Raw genomic sequence first — 23,431 nt, 5'->3', positions numbered from 1 at the left:
TTTTCATACCGGACAAATAACAAGGGGGCGAATTCTCATCCGCCCCCTCGTTTGCCCGCTTATTCTTGCGGTTCTTCGTCTGCTGCGGCGTCGAGTTGCTGGTCTTCGCCAGCATCGTCGCTCACGACGCTGCCTTCGAATTCCTCGCCCTCTTCACCTTCAAGCTCTTCACCTTCGACTTCCGACGGCTCCTGAACCCGCTCCAGACCGACCAGGGTTTCATCCTTGGCCAGCTTGATCAGCGTCACACCTTGCGTGTTACGACCCAGGCTCGACACTTCATCGACACGGGTACGCACCAGGGTGCCCTGATCGGAAATCAGCATGATTTCTTCGCCGTCGAGCACCTGCACCGCACCGACCAGACGGCCGTTACGCTCGTTGCTGACCATGGCGATCACGCCCTGGCCGCCACGCTTGTACTCAGGGAACTCGGTGATCGCGGTGCGCTTGCCATAACCACGCTCGGAAGCGGTGAGGATCTGGCTGCCTTCTTCCGGGATCAGCATCGAAATCAGCTTCTGCCCTTCTGGCAGACGCATGCCGCGCACACCACGGGCGGTACGACCCATCGCACGGACGTCGGACTCTTTGAAGCGGGTGACCTTGCCGCCGTCGGAGAACAGCATCACTTCACGCTCGCCATCGGTGATGGCCGCGGAGATCAGCACGTCGCCTTCATCCAGCTCCAGCGCGATCAGACCGACGCTGCGCTGACGACTGAAGGATTCCAGCGGGGTCTTCTTCACGGTGCCGTTGGCGGTCGCCATGAAGATGTAGTGACCTTCGGTGTATTCCTCGACCGGCAGCATGGTGGTGATGTATTCACCGTCATCCAGCGGCAGCAGGTTGACCAGCGGGCGACCACGGGCGGCGCGCGATGCTTCCGGAATTTCGTAAGTCTTGAGCCAGTACACCTTGCCCTTGCTGGAGAACAGCAGCAGCGTGGTGTGGCTGTTGGCAACCAGCAGGTGAGCGATGTAGTCCTCATCCTTGACGCCGGTCGCCGATTTGCCTTTACCGCCACGACGCTGAGCCTGGTACGCCGCCAATGGCTGGGTCTTGGCGTAGCCACCGTGGGAAATGGTCACGACACGCTCTTCTTCCGGGATCATGTCACCCAGGGTCAGGTCGAGACGGGCATCGAGAATTTCGGTGCGGCGCACGTCGCCGTATTCGGCGCGGATCACTTCCAGCTCTTCGCGGATCACTTCCATCAGGCGCACGGCGCTGTTGAGGATGCGGATCAGCTCGCCGATCTGGTTGAGGATCTCTTGATACTCGGCCAGCAGCTTCTCGTGTTCCAGACCGGTCAGACGGTGCAGACGCAGTTCGAGAATGGCTTGCGCCTGCTCTGGCGACAGGAAGTACTTGCCTTCGCGCAGACCGTATTGCGGATCGAGGTTTTCCGGACGGCACGAGTCCGCACCGGCACGCTCAACCATAGCCACCACCGCCGAGGATTCCCACGGGGTGCTGACCAGCGCTTCCTTCGCTTCCGACGGGGTCGGCGAAGCCTTGATCAGGGCGATGACCGGGTCGATGTTCGACAGAGCAACGGCCTGACCTTCGAGGATGTGACCACGCTCGCGCGCCTTGCGCAGTTCGAACACGGTACGGCGGGTGACCACTTCGCGACGGTGACGGACGAAGGCTTCCAGCAGATCCTTGAGGTTCAGGATGCGCGGGCGGCCGTCGATTAGCGCAACAATGTTGATGCCGAATACCGATTGCAGCTGGGTCTGGGCGTAGAGGTTGTTGAGGATCACCTCAGGCACTTCGCCGCGACGCAGCTCGATCACGACGCGCATACCGTCCTTGTCGGACTCGTCACGCAGCTCAGTGATGCCTTCGAGCTTCTTCTCCTTGACCAGCTCGGCGATCTTCTCGATCAGACGCGCCTTGTTCAACTGGTACGGCAGCTCGGTGATGACGATCTGCTGACGGCCACCGACCTTGTCGATGTCTTCGATGATCGAGCGGGCGCGCATGTAAATACGGCCACGACCGGTACGGTAGGCTTCGATGATGCCGGCGCGACCGTTGATGATCGCGGCGGTCGGGAAGTCCGGACCGGGGATGTATTGCATCAGTTCATCGACGGTCAGCTCAGGGTTGTCGATGAGCGCCAGGCAACCGTCGATGACTTCACCGAGGTTGTGCGGCGGAATGTTGGTCGCCATACCCACGGCGATACCGCTGGAGCCGTTGACCAGCAGGTTGGGGATACGGGTCGGCATGACCGCCGGGATCATTTCGGTGCCGTCGTAGTTCGGCACCCAGTCCACGGTTTCCTTGTGCAGGTCAGCCAGCAGCTCGTGCGCCAGCTTGGTCATGCGCACTTCGGTGTATCGCATGGCCGCAGCGTTATCGCCGTCGACCGAACCGAAGTTGCCCTGACCGTCTACCAGCAGGTAGCGCAGGGAGAAAGGCTGAGCCATACGAACGATGGTGTCGTACACCGCGGTATCACCGTGCGGGTGATACTTACCGATCACGTCGCCGACAACACGGGCAGATTTCTTGTACGGCTTGTTGAAGTCGTTGCCCAGCTCGCTCATCGCGAACAGTACGCGACGGTGCACGGGCTTGAGGCCATCGCGCGCATCCGGCAGTGCACGGCCGACGATTACGCTCATCGCGTAGTCGAGATAGGACTGTTTCAGCTCGTCTTCGATATTGACCGGGAGGATTTCTTTGGCCAGTTCGCCCATGAGAAGCCTGATTCCTTTTTCTGGTGAAACTTCGTCATATCCATGTGGGAGCAACGAAGCTCGTCGGGGCCGGCCGAGTGCCATGCACCGACTTACGACAAATCAACATTGGATCGCGGATTTGCGCAGTGAAGACAGCTCCGTGAAGCTGCCTCGGAAAACGCCGGATGTTATCACAAGAGCCGCCACGCACCTATCCCCCAGATGCGCATGGAGCATAGTTAGTTGACCGGTGACAGGCTTAAAGGGGACCAGAGAAGCTCAGAGCTTCGTTGAATGCAGAATTGAGGCTTGGTTTAGCGATGTTTATTGACTTTTAGGACCTCATCGCTGGCAAGCCAGCTCCCACAGGATCGGCCGCGGGCACAAAACCTGTGGGAGCTGGCTTGCCAGCGATGGCGTCCTTACAGACGCCACAGCCAATCAATGCAGGCGCTTGCGGCACATCAACTGGGCCATTTTCGCCGTATCCGGACGCTCGACGATGCCCTTTTCGGTGACGATTGCATCGATCAGATCCGCCGGGGTCACGTCGAACACCGGGTTGAACGCCTCGACGTCCGCCCCCACGCGCTTGCCACCGACTTCCAGCAACTCGGCGCCATCACGCTCTTCGATCGGAATGTCATCGCCACTGGCCAGAGTCATGTCGATGGTCGAACTCGGCGCCACCACCATGAAACGCACGCCGTGATGCATGGCGTTCACGGCCAGCTGATAGGTGCCGATCTTGTTGGCCACATCACCGTTGGCCGTAATCCGGTCAGCGCCGACGATCACCCAGGTCACGCCTTTGGTTTTCATGATGTGCGCAGCGGCGGAGTCGGCGTTCAACGTGACCGGGATGCCTTCGTTGGCCAGTTCCCAGGCGGTCAGGCGCGAACCCTGCAGCCATGGCCGGGTTTCGTCGGCGTAGACACGCTCGACCATGCCTTCCAGATAAGCGGCGCGTATCACCCCCAGCGCCGTACCGAAACCGCCGGTGGCCAGTGCGCCGGTATTGCAGTGGGTCAGGATCGCCTGCGCATTGCCCTGGTGCTTGCGGATCAGATCGACGCCGAGCTGCGCCATGGTCAGGTTGGCTTCGCGGTCACTCTCATGAATGGCGATAGCTTCGGCTTCCAGCGCGGCCAGTGGATCGGCATGGCCTTTCAGACGATCCAGCCGATCGTGCATGCGACCCAACGCCCAGAACAGATTGACTGCGGTCGGACGAGAATCGGCCAGCAAGGCGAAATCCTCTTCCAGCGCCGCATACCAGTCGCCACCTTCGGCCACGCGGGCACGGGCCGCGAGGACGATGCCATACGCGGCACTGATGCCGATGGCCGGCGCGCCACGCACCACCATCGAACGAATGGCTTCAGCCACGCCCGCGGCACTGGTGTAGGCGATCCAGGTTTCCTCGAATGGCAAAACACGCTGATCCAGCAGGTGGAGCGCGCCGTCTCGCCAAACGATGGCCTTTACTTTCTCCGCAGCCAACAGTCGATCGCGCATCCCTCACCCCGCACTCATGAACAAAAGCCGCCGATTATAGCGATCCCCCCGCGAAGACGCTCGGGTATACTTCGCCATCCTTTACAAAAGCACTGGAACCGACCTCGATGCCGAAACCTGCCATTGCGCTCGACTTATTATTGCTGCCGACCTGGCTGGTACCTGTCGAACCCGCTGGCGTCGTGCTCAAAGAGCATGGCCTGGGGATCCGCGACGGTCGCATCGTATTTATCGGCCCACGCTTCGAAGCACTGAAGTGTAACGCCACTGAAACCCGTGAATTGCCGGACATGCTGCTCGCTCCGGGCCTGATCAACGCTCATGGCCACGCGGCGATGACGCTGTTCCGTGGCCTGGCCGATGATCTGCCGCTGATGACCTGGCTGGAAAACCACATCTGGCCGGCCGAGGCCAAATGGGTCGATGAAGATTTCGTCCGTGACGGCACCGACCTGGCCATCGCCGAGCAGATCAAGGGCGGCATCACCTGTTTCTCTGACATGTATTTCTTCCCGAAGGTCGCCAGCGAGCGCGTGCACAACAGCGGCATTCGTGCGCAGATCGCCATTCCGATCCTCGATTTCCCGATCCCGGGCGCCGGCAGCGCCGATGAAGCCATTCGTCAGGGGGTCGAATTGTTCGGCGATCTGAAGCACCACGAGCGGATCAGGATCACCTTCGGCCCTCATGCACCCTACACCGTCGGCGACGAGAACCTGGAGAAAATCCGCGTGATCGCCGAGGAGCTGGACGCGTCGATTCATATGCACGTGCACGAAACTGCCTTCGAAGTGCAGCAAGCCGTCGAGCAGCGTGGCGAGCGCCCGCTGGCGCGCCTCGGTCGCCTCGGCCTGCTCGGCCCGCGCTTCCAGGCCGTGCACATGACGCAGATCAGCGATGACGACCTGGCGCTGCTGGTAGAAAGCAACACCAGCGTGATCCACTGCCCGGAATCGAACCTGAAACTGGCCAGCGGCTTCTGCCCGGTAGAACGTTTGTGGCAGGCTGGGGTAAATGTCGCGATCGGCACCGACGGTGCAGCGAGCAACAATGATCTCGACCTGCTCAGCGAAACCCGCACCGCGGCCCTGTTGGCCAAAGCCGTCGCCGGTTCGGCCACCGCACTGGACGCTCATCGCGCACTGCGCATGGCCACCCTCAACGGCGCGCGAGCCCTGGGCATCGAAGCGCAAGTCGGTTCGCTGGAGATCGGCAAAGCCGCCGACATCGCCGCCTTTGACCTGTCCGGCTTGGCGCAGCAACCGGTCTACGACCCGGTTTCGCAACTTATTTATGCCACCGGTCGCGACTGCGTGAAGCACCTGTGGGTCGCCGGCAAACAGTTACTCGACGACCGGCGCCTGACGCTTATGGATGAACAACAGCTGGGCGCCACCGCCCGCGCCTGGGGACAGCGCATCAGCGGCCACACCGAATCGTAAACACCCCGGGGCACACTCCGGGACTACAGCCTTTTTCAAGTTTTTCGAGGAATTGATCATGAGCAACGTCGACCACGCCGAAATCGCCAAATTCGAAGCCCTGGCCCACCGCTGGTGGGACCGCGAGAGCGAGTTCAAACCGCTGCACGACATCAACCCGCTGCGGGTCAACTGGATTGACGAACGGGTCAATCTGGCCGGCAAGAAAGTCCTCGACGTCGGCTGCGGCGGCGGCATCCTCAGCGAAGCCATGGCCCAGCGTGGTGCCACTGTCATGGGCATCGACATGGGCGAAGCGCCATTGGCCGTTGCGCAACTGCATCAGCTGGAGTCCGGCGTCAACGTCGAATACCGGCAGATCACCGCCGAAGCCCTGGCCGAAGAAATGCCCGAGCAGTTCGACGTGGTCACCTGCCTGGAGATGCTTGAGCACGTGCCGGATCCATCGTCGGTGATCCGCGCCTGCTTCCGCATGGTCAAGCCCGGCGGCCAGGTATTCTTCTCGACCATCAACCGCAACCCGAAGGCGTACCTGTTCGCCATCATCGGCGCCGAATACATCATGAAGCTGCTGCCACGCGGCACCCACGACTTCAAGAAATTCATCCGCCCGTCCGAGCTCGGCGCCTGGAGTCGCATGGCTGGCCTGACCGTCAAGGACATCATCGGCCTGACCTACAACCCGCTGACCAAGCACTACAAGCTGGCCAACGATGTTGACGTCAACTACATGATCCAGACCCTGCGCGAGGAATAAGCCGATGGCCATCAGAGCAGTTCTTTTCGACATGGACGGCACCCTGCTCGACACGGCGCCGGACTTCATCGCCATCTGCCAGGCCATGCGTACGGACCGCGGCCTGCCGCCGATGAACGACAAGCACATCCGTGACGAAATTTCCGGCGGCGCCAAGGCGATGGTCGCGGTGACGTTTTCGATGGACCCGGAATCGCCGGGCTTCGAGGAGCTGCGCCTTGAGTTCCTCGAACGCTACCTGGTGGGATGCGCCGTGCACAGCAAGCTGTTCGATGGCATGGGCGAACTGCTGGCCGATATCGAAAAAGCCAATCTGATCTGGGGCGTGGTCACCAACAAGCCGCTGCGCTTTGCCGAGCCGATCATGCAGCAACTGGGGCTGGCCGAGCGCTCTGCACTGCTGATCTGCCCGGATCACGTGAAAAACAGCAAGCCGGATCCGGAACCGCTGATCCTCGCGTGCAAAATGCTTGATCTGGATCCATCGACCGTTCTGTTTGTGGGCGATGATCTGCGCGATATCGAGTCAGGGCGCGATGCCGGCACCAAGACCTGCGCAGTGACCTTTGGCTACATCCACCCGGACGACAACCCGCGGCACTGGGGCGCGGACGTAGTGGTGGATCATCCGCTGGAGCTGCGCAAGGTGCTGGACAGCGCACTCTGCAGTTGCTGACCTGACTGTTTGCAGGATGCCTTTATGGCAAGGGGATTTATCCCCGATCGGCGGCGAGCCGCCGTAAAACCTGCACGTCAAATCGAACTGGAAGAATGCTGGGGCTGCTTCGCAACCCATCGGGGATAAATCCCCTCGCCACAAGTGCGAAGCAGGTCTTCATGAATGGATTGTGAGGTTTTTATGTTTGATTACACCGCTCGCCCCGAATTGCTCAAGGATCGGGTCATTCTGGTCACCGGAGCCGGTCGTGGCATCGGCGCAGCTGCCGCGAAAACCTATGCGGCCCACGGCGCTACCGTCCTGCTGCTGGGCAAGACCGAGGCCAATCTGACCCAGGTCTATGACGAAATCGAAGCGGCCGGTCACCCACAACCGGCGGTGATTCCGTTCAACCTCGAGACCGCCCTGCCCCATCAATACGATGAACTGGCGGCGATGATCGAAAACGAATTCGGCCACCTTGACGGCTTGCTGCACAACGCTTCGATCATTGGCCCGCGCACGCCAATCGAACAACTCTCCGGCGACAACTTCATGCGGGTCATGCAGGTCAACGTCAATGCCATGTTCATGCTGACCAGCACCCTGCTGCCGTTGCTCAAGCTGTCGCAGGACGCTTCGGTGGTATTCACCTCCAGCAGCGTCGGCCGCAAGGGCCGGGCTTACTGGGGCGCTTACGGTGTGTCGAAGTTCGCCACCGAAGGCCTGATGCAAACCCTGGCCGACGAAGTCGACGGCGTGGCACCGGTTCGCTCCAACAGCATCAACCCGGGTGGCACCCGTACCAGCATGCGCGCCCAGGCATATCCCGGGGAAAACCCGCTGAACAATCCGACGCCCGAGGAGATCATGCCGGTCTATCTCTACCTGATGGGCCCGGACAGTACGGGTATCAACGGCCAGGCATTCAACGCTCAGTAGTGCCATACGTCGCTTTTGTTGCCGCGGCGGATTCCCGTCGCGGCAGGCTTTTGCCAGCACCGACCGTCACCAGCCAGTCAAAAATCCAGCGCCGCTTTCCTAATCAAGTTCGTAAGCCATTGAATACAAAAGGCTTTAATTAACCTGAACTGAATGGCACGACTTTCGCTCTAAATTCCCTCAAAGCATGCCGTGTGAAGGCAGTGGCGCCGGGGCGATTTCGATAGCTGACTAATCGACATCAGGCAGACTAAACTTACGCCAAATGTCCTACGGGACTGATGGATCAGTATGACGCGCAGCCCATAGCCGCTCTCACCCAGCCTGTAAGACAGACTTACTGCTTAGGGGCTCACGCCATATGAAATCACCCTCCCAGACCAATGCAATTGACTTCGACAGCGCCAAATTGCAACGCCTGGGTTTCGGTCAGCAGCCGCCACTTCTGGAGCGGCCCGCCAGTCTCGCGCAATTGCGCCAGCAACTGAGCCTGCAACTGCAAACCAGCCTCGAACCGCAACGCATCCTCGGTCTGTTTTTCCGCGAAGTTCAGCGCCTCGTGCCGCTGGACGCCTTGCACTATGTGCACAAGGGCAGCGACTTGCGCCTGGAGTTTGGTGCTCGCGGTCATCATTCCGTCAGCTATAGCCTGAGCCATGAAGGCGAGCACATGGGCGAACTGGTGTTCCGCCGCAATCAGCGCTTCAACGATCAGGAGCAAGGGCACCTCGAATCGCTGCTGTCGGTGTTGCTGTACCCGATGCGCAACGCCCTGCTCTACCGCGCCGCGACCCAGAGCGCTCTGCGCGATCCGCTGACCGGTGCCGGCAATCGCATCGCCATGGAGCAGACCCTGCAACGCGAGATCGAAATGTCGCGCCGGCACCTGCAACCATTGTCAGTGCTGATGCTGGATATCGACCACTTCAAAAGGGTCAATGACAGTCACGGCCACAGTGCCGGCGATGATGTGCTCAAAGCCGTGGCCGCCTCGATCAAGGGTCAGTTGCGCAACGTCGATATGGTGTTTCGCTATGGCGGCGAAGAGTTTCTGATTCTGCTGTCGAACACCGGCCGCGAAGCGTCAGCGATGGTCGGCGAGCGACTGCGCTATGCGGCGCAAGCGGCGGAGTATTACGCCGATGGCCAGTTGATCGAACTGACGGTCAGCCTCGGCTGCTCGACGCTGTTGCCCGGCGAATCGGCCGACAGCTTGCTGCGTCGCGCCGACAGTGCGTTGTACGTGGCCAAGCGCGAAGGTCGTAACCGCCTGGCGATGGCGGGCTAAGCCTTTCCAGACACTACAAAACTACTGTAGGCGTGAGCCTGCTCGCGATGACGATCTGACATTCAACACTGATGTTGACCGACAGTCCGCTATCGCGAGCAGGCTCACTCCTACATTTTTACGCGGTGTATCAGCTCTCGACGACTACCCTGCGCTCTCGGTTGACCAGCAAGCGTTCCGACGTCTCCAGTTGCATGCAGCGTTCCAGAAACAGGTACATGTAGTCATAGCTTTTGCACACGGCCTGGCGCAATTCGGCCTGCAACGCCTTGCTCGGGTTCAGGCCGGCCAGCGTGCAGATGATTTCCAGAGCTTCCCAAGGGTGGGCATCGTCGTACTGGGCGTGCATCTTCAGCCACTTCATCGCGCGTTTGCGATCTTCTTCGGGAAACGCCGCCGCGTATACGCCCGTCGAGCAAACCAGCGCCGACCACTCCCCGGTCGCGCCCTCGATGGCGTAGTTGGTAGCGGCGATGGCTACGATCAACGAGTCGGCCGAACTGGTGTGCCAGCACCAGTGACTCAGCGCATGCAGTTCCGGCGGCACTTGCTGGGCCTGAAGATCTTCCAGGCTGACGCCATGCGCCCGACTCCAGTGCACCCAATAGTCGGCATGATTGAGCTCGACGCGGATATTGCGCATCAGCCAGCGGCGCGCCATGTCTTCGCCGGGGTGACGGGCAAATCGGGTTTTGGTGAGATTCTGCGCCATGTACAACGCAAACTGCTCGACCACCGGCCAGCCGCCAATCAAGTACTGACGCATGGTCCTGGCGCTGAGTTTGTTATCACGCATGCGCTGGTAAAGTTCATGTTCGACAACCCGGCGCTTGCTCTCGCTGCAGTCCTGAATGAGCTGTTGTGCCCAGCCGGGATAACTTGCAGCTTCCATGAGTGGTCCGGTTCGGTTGAATGTGTCGATCACTGTTCGGCTCCTTTTGATTTGTGATTGTAAGGATCGGCGAGAGACTTCAACGGAACGTGCCAGGCGCTTTGAATAACAGCGGTTGCGGTCTGGCGGGCCGACTTTGCAAACTGTCGCAGGTAAACAATTGCGGGCGCTCGATGACATAACCCTGAGCGTAATCAACGCCAATTTCAAGCAGTGCCTGCTCGATCTGGGTGGTTTCAACAAACTCGGCAATTGTCTGCTTACCCATGACATGCCCGATGTGATTGATCACTTCGACCATTGCCCGGTTAATCGGGTCGTCCAGCATATCCTTTACGAAACTCCCGTCGATCTTCAGGAAGTCTACAGGCAAATGTTTCAGATAAGCGAACGAAGACATTCCGGCACAAAAGTCATCTAGTGAGAAGTAACAACCTAAGCCTTTGAGCTCATTGATAAATCTAATTGCACTGCCCAAGTTTGAAATTGCACTGGTTTCAGTAATTTCAAAACAAATCATTTCAGGAGGTATAGCGTAGTTAACAAACTGTTCTCGCAGAAAGTGCAAAAACGCGTCATCTCCTATAGTAATGCCTGACAGATTAATCGCACACATTGCTAATGGCCCTTGCTGTTCCTGGGCAATACATTGAGCAATAACCTTAAAAACATTTTGTACGACCCAACGATCCAGCTGACTCATCAAACCATAGCGCTCAGCGGCAGGAATGAAGCTGTCCGGCAGAATCATCCGCCCGGCCTCGTCATGCAGACGCAGCAGGATTTCGATGTGCCCGCCTTTGCCGTCACTGGGCTTGAGCGGAGCGATTTCCTGGGCGTACAGGCAAAAGCGGTTTTCTTCCAGCGCCATGTGCAGGCGTTGCACCCAGGCCATTTCCCCAAAGCGCAGGGACAGTTCGGAATCGTCGGCGTGGTAGACCTGCACGCGGTTACGCCCCTTCTCCTTGGCCATGTAGCAGGCCATGTCTGCCGCCCGCAGGGACGCTTCCAGGGTCGTCGGGGTCTGGGCGACATGCACCAGGCCAATACTGACGGTGGTGAGGAAGGGCCGCCCCTTCCAGACAAAATGCAGGTTCTGCACGGTCTGGCGCAGTGCCTCGGCAATCTTTTCTGCCGCGTCCGGCGCGCAGTTTTCCAGGAGAATGCCGAACTCGTCGCCGCCGAGCCGCGCCAGGGTGTCGCCTTCGCGCAATCCCGACTGCAGCAGGGTGCAGATGTGCCGCAACAGTTCATCCCCCGCCGCATGGCCGCACGTGTCGTTGACCAGCTTGAACTGATCCAGATCGAGGAACATCAGCGCGTGCCGCCCGGCCTGGCGGGTGAGGTTGTGCAGCGCCTGCTCCAGGCGATATTCGAACTCGCGACGGTTGGCCAGACCGGTCAGCGCATCGTGGGTGGCCTGCCACGAAAGGTTGGCGATGTATTGCCGTTCCTGCGTCATGTCGTGCAGCACCAGCACAGTGCCACTGACTTTGCCGGCATTGCGGATCGGTGCGCCGACCAGGGTCACCGACACCGTACTGCCGTCCAGGCGCTGGATCAGTTTCGAATGCTCGCTGCCGCCACTGAGTTTGCCGCTGAGAATGTGCTCGATCAGGGTCAGGCCTTCGGACTGGGCGTTGTCATCGAGCAGATTGAATAACGCCGCCAGCGGCAGGCCCGCCGCCTGTTCGGCCTTCCAGTGGGTCATGGCTTCGGCGGCGGGGTTCATGTAGTCAATGGCGCCGTCGACATCGGTGGTGATCACCCCGTCGCCGATCGAATGCAAGGTAACGTGCGCCCGATCCTTCTCCAGTTGCAACGCCTCGGCAAAGGCATGGCGCTGCTTGAGCAACTTGTGCGTGCGCCACAAGGCCAGCACGATCAGCCCCAGCGCCGTGGCCAGATTGGTTAACAGCAGCAGCCGCAGAATCATCCGCGAGCCTTCGCCCAAGGCATCGCTGAAGGCTTTTGCGGCTGGGGTCACGCCATTGTTGATGGCGAAAATCCGTGCCTTCCAGCGCTGGATATCGGCGCTGCCGGCATTGTTCTGTGAAATGCTGCGGTGCATCTCCTGCGCCACGTTATCCAGCTCGATTAGATAGGCGTCACCGACCGTCCAGCGGTCAATCGCGGTCTCCAGATAACTGAAATGGCGAAAGTTGAGGTACAGCCAGATCAGGCTGGAAACGTCATCCGGGTGGTTGCCACCCTTGAGAATGCCTTCGCGCGCTGCGGCCAGATCCGGCGGCTGATGATCCAGCGCCAGACGCAACTGGTGCCCGCCTTGCGGTACACCGATCGCAGTGCGGTACTTGAGGAAGATCGCCTCGTCACGGCTGTCGGCGTAGAGATTAAGGTAGTAAATCGCGTCTTTCTGGCCCTTGGACCAGAGACTTTCGCCGGCGACGTAACCGCGAACCGCCGAGAGCACGTAAAGACTCACGCCGCCCAATAACGCTTGAAACAACACGACGGCAATAAATGGCCAGACGATGCCCAACAACCGTGGCGTTCCGAGAGTCCGCTTTTGCTTCATGAGATCCCTTGCGCAAGCACTGCCAGATGAACACCGGAAAATCCCGCTCCTGACAGCTCAGCCTAGGCTAATTTTCGCCAAGTCAAAGGGACAGCTTGGCCGTCCTCTAGGTCGATTGTGCAAATGGCGGGACTGTGCGGGCGTTCCGAGTGATTTTACTCAATGCAATTCAAGCACTAAGCACAGAAATCGGCACGAAACTCAAGGGCGCTGGATCTGCTGCAGGTGACCATAAAGCTTGGCATACAGACCGCCGTCGGCAATCAGCTGTTGATGATCGCCATCTTCGGCGACCTGACCACCATCGAACACCAGCACGCGATCGGCCTGCTTCACCGCTGACAAACGATGGGCAATGATCAGCGTGGTGCGGCCATTGAGGAACCGCGCCATGGCCTGGTGAAGGTTGTATTCGGTGGCGGCGTCGAGGGCCGAAGTGGCCTCGTCGAGGATCACCACTTTCGGCTCGGCGAGGATCATCCGCGCGATCGCCAGACGCTGGCGCTGACCGCCGGACAGGCGCACGCCGGAGCGCCCGACGATACTGTCGAGGCCATCCGGCAAGGCGCGGATGGCCGGTTCCAGTTGGGCGATTTCCAGCGCCTGCCAACAGGCTTCGTCGCTGCGGGTGCGGCCCATGGTCAGGTTGGCGCGTACCGTGTCGTTGAACAGCGCCGGGTGCTGCAGCACCACGGCGACGTTCTCCCTGATCAGCTCCAGACCGATTTCCTGCTGGGTCGAACCACCGAAGCGGATGGTACCGGCCAACGGCGTGTACAACCCCAGCAGCAACTGCACGAGGGTACTTTTGCCACCGCCACTGGCACCGACGATCGCAACTTTCTCACCCGGGGCAATGGACAGGTTCATCTGATCCAGCACCAGCTCATCGCCATAACCGAAGCTCAGGCCCTGAACCTCGATGCCGACGGTCTCGCGGCCCTTGAACGGATCGACACCGCCCGGATATTGCGGCTCATCGGCGCGCGCCAGCAGTTCGTTGATCCGCGCCAGCGCGCCGCCGGCGGCGTAGTAGGCGTATTGCAGATTGAGCAGTTGTTCGACCGGGCCGATCATGAACCACAGGTAACTGAACACCGCGAGCATCTGGCCGATCGACAGGTCGGAGAACAACACCGTGAGCATCGCCGCCGCACGGAAGATGTCGATGCCGAACTGGAACAGCAAACCGCTGGCACGGTTGGAAGCGTCGGTTTTCCACTGCGAATTGACCGCGTAGTTGCGCACCTCCTGCGCGCGCAGACCGAGGCGACCCAGAAAGTAACCCTGACGGTTGCCGGCGCGTACTTCTTGAATGGCATCGAGGGTTTCGCTCAGCGCCTGGGTGAAACGCGAGGTGCTGTCGTTCTCGAGTTTCTTCAGATGCTTGACCCGTTTGCCCAACTGCACCGTGGCGTAAATCACCAGCGGGTTGAACAGCAGGATCAATAGCGCGAGTTTCCAGTGCATCCACATCAGGATGCTCGCCGTGCCGACCAGGGTCAGCATCGCCACCAGAAAGCGGCTGAGGGTTTCGCCGACGAACTTGTCGAGGGTGTCCAGATCGGTGACCAGGTGCGTGGTCACTGTGCCGCTGCCGAGGCTCTCGTATTCGCCGAGGGAAATACGCTTGAGGCGCTCGATCAGGCGCACGCGGATTCGATAAACGATGTCCTTGGCCAGTCGCGCAAACAACCGCGACTGCAACACGCCAAAACACAGGGCACTGCAGCGCAGGGTCAGCGTGACCACCAGCATCAGGCCGATGTAACCCGCCGCTTGCTGCCACATACCCGGCAGTACGTGGTTCATGACTTTCAGTGCGGCATCGCCGTGACCGAGCAACACCTCATCCACCAGCAACGGCAGCAGCAACGGAATCGGCACGCTGCACAGCGTCGCCAGCACGGCGACGCCATTGGCGATCCACAAGGATTTTTTGTGATGAAGTGCCAGTCGCCGGACTTCTGCCCAGCTCAGCCGGTCGACACGCTTTACGGCTGACGTGTCATCGGCCAGGTCAGGCACAGGCTGCGCGCTCCAGCCAGCGGCCGAGCAACGGCGACAGCTCGCTGAGCGGTTGATAGCCATTGGTCAGCAACGCCAGTTGGCCATTGCGTTCGGCGAGCAGGGTCGGGAAACCGGCGATGCCCAGATCCTGCACCCAGTTGAAATCCGCCAGAGTGGCTTCGTGCTGTTCGGCGCGGTCAAAGTGTTCGGCAAATTCGATGCGCGGCACGCCCGCCTGTTCGGCCAGATCGACCAACACGCTGGCCTGGGTGACATCGCGACCTTCAGCGTAAAACGCGTGTTGAATCAGGCCGAGCAAGGTCCACGCGCAATCCGGTGCCAGGCTCCGCGCCGTGACGATCGCGCGGCAGGCAGGCTCGGTGTCGTAGACAAATCCGTCCGGCAATGCGCCGTCGAACTTGAATGGCTGACCGGTCGCCTCGGTGACCGCTTGCCAGTGTTCGAGAATGTAACGCCGAGTGGTCGGCTCCAGTGCCGCACCGCTGCCGGTGCGCAAGCCGCCAACCACCAAGTGCAGCTCCACCCCGGCGGCCTGCGCCTGCTCGACCAGTGCCTTGGCCACCGGAGCGAACCCCCAGCACCAGGAACACATCGGATCCATCACATAGAGCAGGCGCGCAGACATGATTAAGCCTCGGTAGATGCTTGCTTATAGTTGTAGCCGATCGGGTGCGGCTGGTTGCGCGCCTTGGCCAGTTCGATCTGTTTTTGCCGATCGATTGCGCTGCGGCGGGTTTTCTCGCTCAGCTTGTCCCAGCAATGCGGGCAACTGATGCCGGCCACGTAGTGCTCGGAAGCGCGATCTTCAACGCTGACCGGTGTGCGGCAGGCATGACATTGATCGTAGTCGCCTTCGCTGAGGTCGTGACGCACGGTCACGCGGTTGTCGAACACGAAGCAGTCGCCCTGCCACTTGGTTTCTTCCTGCGGCACCTCTTCGAGGTACTTCAGGATACCGCCCTTGAGGTGATAGACCTCTTCGAAGCCCTCGCCCAGCATGTAGCTCGAAGCCTTCTCGCAGCGGATACCGCCGGTGCAGAACATCGCGACCTTCTTGTGCACGGCCGGGTCGAAGTGTTCTTTGATGTAGTCGGGGAATTCGCGAAAACTGGTGGTTTTCGGATCAATGGCGCCTTCAAAGGTGCCGATCGACACTTCGTAGTCGTTGCGGGTGTCGATCAGCAACACTTCCGGGTCGCTGATCAAGGCGTTCCAGTCTTGCGGCTCGACGTAGGTGCCGACCTTTTTGTTCGGATCCACGCCTTCGACGCCGAGGGTGACGATCTCTTTCTTCAGTTTGACCTTGGTACGGTAGAACGGCTGCTCGTCGCAGTACGACTCTTTGTGGTCGATGTCGATCATGCGCGGATCGTTCTTCAGCCAGGCGAGCAGGCCATCAATGCCTTCGCGGCTGCCGGACACCGTGCCATTGATGCCTTCTTCGGCGATCAGCAGGGTGCCTTTGATACCGTTGTCGACCATCGCTTGCAGCAGGGGCTCGCGCAGGTTGACGTAATCTTCGAGGGTGACGAACTTATACAGTGCCGCCACGACAATCGGTTGTGTCATGGGTATTTCTCCAGGTGGCTACCCTCGCAAAGGGTGAACCGGATTCAAAAAAAAACGCGCCGGTTGAACGGCGCGTTGCGGATTCTAGCAAAAAAGCAGCTTTAAGCGGCGAGCTTCAAGCGACAAGCTGACAGCGCAGTGCTTTAACTTGCGGCTTGGAGCTCAAAGCTTGCAGCTGCTTTTAGTGCCGTCCTCCTGCACAGGTTGGCGACGCCGGAGCGGCGCCCACCTCTGCCCATTCCTGCGGGGTGTAGGTGTGCAGCGCCAACGCATGGAACTCGCCCATCAGCTCGCCGAGCGTGCCGTAGACTTTCTGGTGGCGCTTGACCCGGTTCAGGCCTTCGAACTGCGCGCTGACCACCACTGCCTTGAAGTGAGTCTGTAACCCGCGACTGTGCATGTGGCTTTCATCCAGCACCTGCAGATGTTCAGGCTGAAGCAGGCCCAGCGTCGATTCGATGCGTTGTTGCATGGTCATCACGAACTCCGCTTACTTCTTCTTGGCCGGCGCAGCGCCTTTCGGTGCCAGCTCGTTGGTCATGTCGTCGAGCAGCTTGTTGACGACAGGCACGGCGCTTTCCAGCTTGGCCTGGGTCATCTGGGCCGATTGCTGGGTCAGCTGCGGCATTTTCTCAAGGACTTTTTTGCCCAGCGGCGACTTGTAGAACGCAACGAGGTCTTTCAGCTCAGATTCGCTGAAATTGCTGGTGTAGAGCTTGACCATGTCCGGCTTCAGCTTGTTCCAGCCAATGGCTTGGTCGAGCGCGGCGTTGGCCTTGGCCTGGTAGGTTTCCAGTACGGCTTTCTTGGATTCCGGGGCTTTGGTCTGCTCAAAGCGTTGAGCAAACATCTGCTGCACTTGCATGTAAACCGGAGTGCCCAGTTTGTCAGCGTGTGCCAGGGTCAGGAAAGCTTCGGCACTGGCGTTGTGGCTGGCGGTATCGGCAAGCACCTGGCCGCTGGCGCAAACCAGTGCGACCGCGGTACAGATGGCACGAAGACGAGTCATCGAGTTTCCTTTTCTAACAGGCGAGGTCAAACCCCAAGGGCGCCCATTCTGCGCCTAAAAAACGCTGTGGCTCAACCCCCGCCCCTTGCCGCGCTTGATTGACCGGGTTTTACCGGTCAACAATCGCCCCGATGGAACCACCTGGGCCTGACCGGGCCTAAACTGCGCAAACAGACCAACAGGAGTGTGCACGATGAGCCGTATCGAAACCGACAGCCTGGGCCAGATCGAAGTCCCGGACGACGCCTACTGGGGTGCTCAGACGCAACGCTCGCTGATCAACTTCGCCATTGGTCAGGAACGCATGCCGCTGCCGGTCCTGCACGCCCTGGCCCTGATCAAGAAAGCCGCCGCACGGGTCAACGATCGCAACGGCGACCTGCCCGCCGACATCGCCCGCCTGATCGAACAGGCCGCGGACGAAGTGCTCGACGGCCAGCACGACGACCAGTTCCCGCTGGTGGTCTGGCAGACCGGCAGCGGCACCCAGAGCAACATGAACGTCAACGAAGTGATCGCCGGTCGCGCCAACGAACTGGCCGGCAACCCGCGCGGAGGCAAGACGCCGGTGCACCCGAACGATCACGTCAACCGCTCGCAAAGCTCCAACGACTGTTTCCCCACCGCCATGAGCATCGCCACCGCGCAAGCGGTGCAAGAGCAACTGCTGCCGGCGATTGCCGAGCTGTCCGGCGGCCTGGCTGAACTCGCCGCACGCCACATGAAACTGGTGAAAACCGGCCGTACACACATGATGGACGCCACACCGATCACCTTCGGTCAGGAACTGTCCGGCTTCATCGCGCAACTGGATTACGCCGAACGGGCGATTCGCGCAGCGCTGCCGGCGGTGTGTGAACTGGCGCAGGGCGGCACGGCGGTCGGTACCGGGTTGAATTCGCCACACGGCTTCGGCGAGGCGATTGCCGCAGAGCTCGCCGCGCTGTCCGGCCTGCCCTTCGTCACCGCACCGAACAAGTTCGCGGCACTGGCCGGCCATGAACCGCTGACCAACCTGTCGGGCGCGCTGAAAACCCTTGCCGTCGCGCTGATGAAAATCGCCAACGACCTGCGTCTGCTCGGTTCCGGCCCACGCGCAGGGTTTGCCGAAGTGAAGCTGCCGGCGAACGAGCCGGGCAGCTCGATCATGCCGGGCAAGGTCAATCCGACCCAGTGCGAAGCGCTGTCGATGCTGGCGTGTCAGGTGTTGGGCAATGACGTGACGATCGGCATCGCCGCGAGCCAGGGTCACTTGCAGTTGAACGTGTTCAAACCGGTGATCATCCATAACGTGCTGCAATCGATCCGCTTGCTCGCCGATGGTTGCAGCAACTTCCAGCAGCACTGCATCGCCGGGCTTGAGCCGGATGCCGACGTCATGGCCAGACACCTGGAGCGCGGATTGATGCTGGTGACGGCGCTGAACCCGCACATCGGTTACGACAAGTCGGCGGAAATCGCCAAGAAGGCTTACAGCGAAGGCCTGACCTTGCGTGAGGCGGCGCTGCAACTGGGGTATCTGAGCGATGAACAGTTCGATGCCTGGGTGCGGCCGGAGAACATGATCGAGGCTGGCGCCAAGGGCTGATTTTGTAGCGCTGCTTAATAAGTCATCGCGAGCAGGCTCACTGCTACAGGGGGGATGCGTTCCCCATGCAGGAGTGAGCCTGCTCGCGATGGCCCTGACGCGGTTAGCCTGCTGCCATCTTCATCCGCCGCGCCTTGAGTCCGGCAATCAACGACGGCCCCAACGCCACCAGCGCCGAGCCCAGCACCACCAGCACCGCCCCGCCATAGCCCAGACCATTGATCTGTTCGGCATGCACATACTCCGGCCACATCCACGCCGCCAGCGCCACCGCACCAAAGGTTACCAATGGCGTGATCGCCAGCGTGGCACTGACCCGCGACGCTTCCCAATGCGCCAGCGCCTCGGCAAATGCGCCATAGGCAATCAGCGTGTTCATGCAGCACGCCAGCAGCAGCCAGCCCTGCAACGGGCTTAGCGCCAGCGCCTCCAGCGGATGCACCCAGGGTGTCAGCAACAGCGCGCAGAACAGGTAGATCACCATCATCACCTGCAACGAATTCCACACCGTCAGCAACTGCTTCTGACCCAGCGCATAGAACGTCCAGACCGTCGAGGCCGACAGCACCAGCAACACGCCGGCGGTGTAGTCCGACAATGAGGTGAGCAATTCAGCCAGACGTTGATTGAAGAACAGCACAAACCCGATCAGCAGCACCGCCAACCCGATCCCCTGGCCAATGCTGAAACGCTCCTTGAACACAAACAGGCTGGCGATCAGCAACATGATCGGGCCCATCTGCACCACCAGTTGCGCGGTGCCGGGGCTGAGCAGATTCAGGCCCATCAGGTACAGCACGTAATTGCCCACCAACCCGAGCACCGCCATCAGCACCAGCCAACCGCCTCTGGGCCCCAGCACTTTACGGCTCGGCAGACGCTTGACCGAGGCCAGATAAATGAACAGGCAGCCGCCCGAGACCATCAGGCGAAACCAGGTCACCGTGATCGGGTCCATCACCTGCAATACCTGCTTGAGTTTGATCGGCAAAATGCCCCACAAAAACGCCGTCAGCAGCGCCAGGAACAGACCGTAAACCCAGCGACCGGATGAAATGTGCATGCGAACCCCAATGCCTGCTGACAAGAGCGGTCATTCTAGGCCCGCATGCAGGCGCAACACAGGGACAGTTCAGGCCAGGCCGCGAATGAAACTGTGCAGGTCGCAGCATTAAATTGACGGATTGCCGTTGATCGTCTGGCCAGGCGCGCCAAGTGCTTCAGGCATAAGCTCATGAGATGCATTCACTGACTTCATATCAAGGAGGCCGATCATGTACGGTATGCGCGCTCAGGACAGCGCCCCCGCGACGCATTTTCGCAGTGAGCGGTTGTGTCGGGTCAATGGCGAGCTGTTCTTCAGCACTCGGGAAAATACCCTGGAGGGGCCGTTTGACAGTGCGCAAAAGGCTGAGCTGGAAATAAAGGCGTATATCGCGCGGATGCAGGTTGTGGATTCCAATCGGTCACCGGGTTGATTCAATCGCGAGCAAGCTCACTCCTACAGGGAACATGTTCCAAAATGTAGGCGTGAGCCTGCTCGCGATAGCAATCTATCAGCCAACTACTTTCTTCCTGATTCAGCGCACCGCCTCAAACAACCCCGCCGCCCCCATCCCGCCGCCCACACACATGGTGACGATGCCGTAACGCAGATGACGCCGCTGCAACTCGCGCACCAGATGCCCGACCTGCCGCGACCCGGTCATGCCGAACGGGTGGCCGATGGAAATCGAGCCGCCATTGACGTTGTACTTCTCGTTATCAATCTCCAGCCGATCGCGGCTGTACAGGCACTGCGACGCGAACGCCTCGTTCAGCTCCCACAAATCAATGTCCGCCACCTGCAAGCCCTTGGCCTTGAGCAGTTTCGGCACCGAAAACACCGGGCCGATGCCCATCTCGTCAGGCTCACAGCCGGCGACGGTGAAGCCGCGGAAAAACGCTTTCGGCTTCAGCCCCAGTTGCAGAGCTTTTTCCAGGCTCATCACCAGCGTCATCGAGGCCCCGTCGGACAGTTGCGAGGAGTTCCCCGCGGTCACCGAACCGTCCTCGGCAAACACCGGCTTGAGCCCCGCCAGACTTTCATAAGTGGTGTCAGGGCGGTTGCAGTCATCGCGCTCGACGACACCGTCGAGTACCTGCACTTCACCGCTGGTTTTGTCCTCGACCCGATACTTCACGGCCATCGGTACGATTTCGTCATCGAACAACCCCGCAGCCTGCGCCTGTGCCGTGCGAATCTGACTTTGCAGTGAATAGCGATCCTGGTCCTCGCGGCTCACGCCATAACGGCGCGCCACCACTTCAGCCGTCTGGCCCATCGTGTAATAGATACCCGGCGTCTGCTGTTTGAGCAGCGGGTTGATCAGGTGATCGGTGTTGACGCTTTTCAGGGTCAGGCTGATCGACTCGACGCCGCCGGCGACGATGATATCGCTGCAACCCGAGGCAATCTGGTTGGCGGCAATGGCGATCGCCTGCAAACCCGAGGAACAAAAACGATTGAGGGTCATGCCGGCCACGTGGGTGCCCAGGCGCGAGAGCACTGCCACGTTGCGGCCGATGTTGTAGCCCTGCGCACCTTCATTGGAACCGGCGCCGACGATGCAGTCTTCGACGCTGGCCGGGTCGATGTCATTGCGCGTCAGCAGCGCGTTGACGCAATGGGCCGCCATGTCATCGGGGCGGGTCTGGTTGAACTTGCCGCGAAAGGACTTGGCCAGGCCGGTCCGCACGCTGTCGACGATCACCACTTCACGCATGGCATACCTCATTGTTGTTGTCGGTTGAGAGTGGACCGAGCATAAGTCCACCTCATCGCCGACCGCGACAATCATTCACCCCGCGTATGCGTGCCCATCGGCTCAGTCCTTGTGCTTTTTCGTGCGTTTGTCGGACTTCTCGAACGCCTCTTCCAGCGCACGGTTGATGGTGCGCAGCACCTTGACCCGTGCCCAGCGTTTGTCATTGGCCTCGACCAGCGTCCACGGCGATATTTCGGTGCTGGTACGGTCAACCATATCGCCCACGGCAGCGCGGTAGGCGTCCCACTTGTCGCGGTTGCGCCAGTCGTCTTCGGTGATCTTGAAGCGCTTGAACGGAATCTGCTCCCGCGCCTGAAAGCGCTCCATCTGCGTGTCCTTGTCGATCGCCAGCCAGAACTTGACGACGATGACCCCGGCGTCGGCGATCTGTTCTTCGAAGTCATTGATCTCGCTGTAGGCACGCAGCCAGTCGGCCGGGCTGCAAAAGCCCTCGACCCGCTCCACCAGCACCCGGCCATACCAGGAGCGGTCGAACACGGTGAACTTGCCCCGCGCCGGCAGGTGCCGCCAGAACCGCCACAAGTACGGTTGCGCACGTTCCTCTTCAGTCGGCGCGGCGATCGGCACGATGCTGTACTGACGCGGATCGAGCGCCGCCGCCACCCGCCGGATCGCCCCGCCCTTGCCCGCCGCATCGTTGCCTTCGAATACCGCCACCAGAGCGTGGCGGCGCATGCGTTTGTCGCGCATCAGCCCGGACAACCGGGCCTGCTCGGTGATCAGTTGTTCTTCGTAGTCTTTCTTTTCCAACTGCTGGTTGAGGTCGAGGCTGTCGAGCAGGTTCAGTTGATCGACCGCCGTGCCCAGCGGTGCCGCGTTGACTTCTTCGGTGTGCACCTGCTGGCGCTTGAGCGCATTTTGCAGACCTTCGAGCAGAATCTTGCCGACCGCCAGACTGCGGTAATTGGCGTCCATGCCTTCGATGATGTGCCACGGCGCGTAGTCGCGGCTGGTACGGCGCAACACGCGCTCGCCGTATTTGACGAACTTGTCGTAGGTCTGCGATTGCTGCCAGTCCAGCGGGCTGATGCGCCAGCTGTGCAGCGGGTCATCGGCCAGGGCTTTGAGCCGCGCCTTCATCTGCTTCTTCGACAAGTGAAACCAGAACTTGAAGATCAGCGCACCTTCGTCGCAGAGCATCTTTTCCAGACGCTCGGCGGCGTTGATCGCCTGATCCAGGCGCGGATCCTTGAACAGACCGTGAACCCGCCCCTGAAGCATCTGGCTGTACCAGTTACCGAAGAACACCCCCATCCGCCCCTTCGCCGGGAGCATCCGCCAGTAACGCCAGGCCGGTGGTCGCGCCAGCTCTTCATCGGTCTGCTGATCGAAGGTGCGCACCTCGATCAGACGCGGGTCCATCCACTCGTTGAGCAACTTGACGGTCTCGCCCTTGCCGGCCCCTTCAATGCCGTTGATCAAAATGATCACCGGGAAGCGTTTCTGCTGCTGCAACTCGAACTGCGCTTCCAGCAAAGCTTCACGCAGCGCAGGCACCGCCTCGTCGTACGTTTCTTTGTCGATGGCGTGACCGATTTCAGCGGATTCAAACATGGGACGGCTCCTTCCAGAATGCAGCAAGACTAGCGGATTGGGCACGGCGATGGCGGAGAAATTCCTCCGCCAAGGTGAGTTAAATGAATGAATAACGGTGGCGAGGGCGCTTGCTCGCGC

19 protein-coding genes are annotated in these 23,431 nt (G+C 60.3%); 7 read left to right on the top strand and 12 right to left on the bottom strand.

Annotated features, from left to right (window positions below; all coding sequences use genetic code 11):
• Positions 1-59: 59 nt before the first annotated feature.
• Both gyrA and mtnA read right to left on the bottom strand, forming a co-directional pair.
• A complete protein-coding gene (gene gyrA, locus PseuLF5_RS15745; protein WP_123466661.1) occupies positions 60-2,714 on the bottom strand; it encodes a DNA gyrase subunit A in 2,655 nt (884 codons plus the stop codon).
• Positions 2,715-3,137: 423 nt separating this feature from the next.
• Positions 3,138-4,214 (bottom strand): S-methyl-5-thioribose-1-phosphate isomerase, encoded by a 1,077-nt coding sequence (gene mtnA / locus PseuLF5_RS15740; protein WP_322375751.1) that lies wholly within the window; start codon positions 4,212-4,214, stop codon positions 3,138-3,140.
• A gap of 107 nt (positions 4,215-4,321) precedes the next feature.
• Between mtnA and PseuLF5_RS15735 the strand changes: the two genes are divergently transcribed.
• The 5 genes from PseuLF5_RS15735 to PseuLF5_RS15715 all read left to right on the top strand — a co-directional run bounded on the left by PseuLF5_RS15735 (position 4,322) and on the right by PseuLF5_RS15715 (position 9,301).
• Positions 4,322-5,656: a TRZ/ATZ family hydrolase gene (locus PseuLF5_RS15735; RefSeq protein WP_340133959.1), complete on the top strand. Its 1,335-nt coding sequence runs from the start codon at positions 4,322-4,324 to the stop codon at positions 5,654-5,656.
• 58 nt (positions 5,657-5,714) lie between these two features.
• A complete protein-coding gene (ubiG, locus tag PseuLF5_RS15730) occupies positions 5,715-6,413 on the top strand; it encodes a bifunctional 2-polyprenyl-6-hydroxyphenol methylase/3-demethylubiquinol 3-O-methyltransferase UbiG (protein ID WP_123466668.1) in 699 nt (232 codons plus the stop codon).
• A gap of 4 nt (positions 6,414-6,417) precedes the next feature.
• On the top strand, positions 6,418-7,089 hold the full coding sequence (mupP, locus tag PseuLF5_RS15725) for an N-acetylmuramic acid 6-phosphate phosphatase MupP (protein ID WP_123466670.1): 672 nt from the start codon (positions 6,418-6,420) through the stop codon (positions 7,087-7,089).
• Between the two features lie 183 nt (positions 7,090-7,272).
• A complete protein-coding gene (locus PseuLF5_RS15720) occupies positions 7,273-8,013 on the top strand; it encodes a YciK family oxidoreductase (protein WP_123466672.1) in 741 nt (246 codons plus the stop codon).
• 361 nt (positions 8,014-8,374) lie between these two features.
• Positions 8,375-9,301 carry a GGDEF domain-containing protein gene (locus tag PseuLF5_RS15715; protein WP_123466674.1) on the top strand — a complete coding sequence of 309 codons (927 nt, stop codon included), beginning with the start codon at positions 8,375-8,377 and terminating at the stop codon, positions 9,299-9,301.
• Positions 9,302-9,431: 130 nt separating this feature from the next.
• On the opposite strand, the gene PseuLF5_RS15710 is transcribed toward PseuLF5_RS15715, so the two are convergent.
• From PseuLF5_RS15710 to PseuLF5_RS15680, 7 genes are all read right to left on the bottom strand, one after another.
• Complete coding sequence (locus PseuLF5_RS15710) at positions 9,432-10,193, bottom strand: TenA family transcriptional regulator (RefSeq protein WP_189655776.1); 762 nt, start codon at positions 10,191-10,193, stop codon at positions 9,432-9,434.
• A gap of 79 nt (positions 10,194-10,272) precedes the next feature.
• Complete coding sequence (locus tag PseuLF5_RS15705; protein WP_340133957.1) at positions 10,273-12,732, bottom strand: EAL domain-containing protein; 2,460 nt, start codon at positions 12,730-12,732, stop codon at positions 10,273-10,275.
• Between the two features lie 201 nt (positions 12,733-12,933).
• On the bottom strand, positions 12,934-14,760 hold the full coding sequence (locus PseuLF5_RS15700) for an ABC transporter ATP-binding protein (RefSeq protein WP_340133956.1): 1,827 nt from the start codon (positions 14,758-14,760) through the stop codon (positions 12,934-12,936).
• Positions 14,753-15,355, bottom strand: a complete 603-nt coding sequence (locus PseuLF5_RS15695) for a DsbA family protein (protein ID WP_177490506.1) — start codon at positions 15,353-15,355, stop codon at positions 14,753-14,755. The genes PseuLF5_RS15700 and PseuLF5_RS15695 overlap by 8 nt, the downstream gene beginning before the upstream one ends.
• Before the next feature lie 35 nt (positions 15,356-15,390).
• A complete protein-coding gene (gene trhO, locus PseuLF5_RS15690; protein WP_123466686.1) occupies positions 15,391-16,332 on the bottom strand; it encodes an oxygen-dependent tRNA uridine(34) hydroxylase TrhO in 942 nt (313 codons plus the stop codon).
• Between the two features lie 181 nt (positions 16,333-16,513).
• Positions 16,514-16,810 (bottom strand): BolA family protein, encoded by a 297-nt coding sequence (locus PseuLF5_RS15685; protein WP_340133955.1) that lies wholly within the window; start codon positions 16,808-16,810, stop codon positions 16,514-16,516.
• 12 nt (positions 16,811-16,822) lie between these two features.
• Positions 16,823-17,341 carry a DUF2059 domain-containing protein gene (locus tag PseuLF5_RS15680; RefSeq protein ID WP_322375760.1) on the bottom strand — a complete coding sequence of 173 codons (519 nt, stop codon included), beginning with the start codon at positions 17,339-17,341 and terminating at the stop codon, positions 16,823-16,825.
• A 193-nt stretch (positions 17,342-17,534) separates the two neighbouring features.
• Between PseuLF5_RS15680 and PseuLF5_RS15675 the strand changes: the two genes are divergently transcribed.
• Positions 17,535-18,929: a class II fumarate hydratase gene (locus tag PseuLF5_RS15675; protein WP_123466690.1), complete on the top strand. Its 1,395-nt coding sequence runs from the start codon at positions 17,535-17,537 to the stop codon at positions 18,927-18,929.
• 103 nt (positions 18,930-19,032) lie between these two features.
• Here PseuLF5_RS15675 and PseuLF5_RS15670 read toward each other — a convergent pair whose 3' ends face one another.
• On the bottom strand, positions 19,033-19,992 hold the full coding sequence (locus PseuLF5_RS15670; RefSeq protein ID WP_222832319.1) for a DMT family transporter: 960 nt from the start codon (positions 19,990-19,992) through the stop codon (positions 19,033-19,035).
• A 211-nt stretch (positions 19,993-20,203) separates the two neighbouring features.
• Between PseuLF5_RS15670 and PseuLF5_RS15665 the strand changes: the two genes are divergently transcribed.
• On the top strand, positions 20,204-20,407 hold the full coding sequence (locus PseuLF5_RS15665; protein WP_267802934.1) for a DUF6316 family protein: 204 nt from the start codon (positions 20,204-20,206) through the stop codon (positions 20,405-20,407).
• Between the two features lie 102 nt (positions 20,408-20,509).
• Here the strand turns inward: PseuLF5_RS15665 and PseuLF5_RS15660 are convergent, their stop codons facing one another.
• On the bottom strand, positions 20,510-21,694 hold the full coding sequence (locus PseuLF5_RS15660; RefSeq protein WP_322375763.1) for a thiolase family protein: 1,185 nt from the start codon (positions 21,692-21,694) through the stop codon (positions 20,510-20,512).
• A 102-nt stretch (positions 21,695-21,796) separates the two neighbouring features.
• Positions 21,797-23,311, bottom strand: a complete 1,515-nt coding sequence (gene pap, locus PseuLF5_RS15655; RefSeq protein WP_267802930.1) for a polyphosphate:AMP phosphotransferase — start codon at positions 23,309-23,311, stop codon at positions 21,797-21,799.
• Positions 23,312-23,431 lie beyond the last annotated feature (120 nt).

Source organism: Pseudomonas sp. LF-5, assembly GCF_037626295.1.
In the GTDB taxonomy this organism is placed as follows: Bacteria; Pseudomonadota; Gammaproteobacteria; order Pseudomonadales; family Pseudomonadaceae; genus Aquipseudomonas; species Aquipseudomonas monsensis.
The sequence above is the reverse complement of the archived record's forward strand: the minus strand, read 5'-3'. Positions and strand labels throughout refer to the sequence as shown.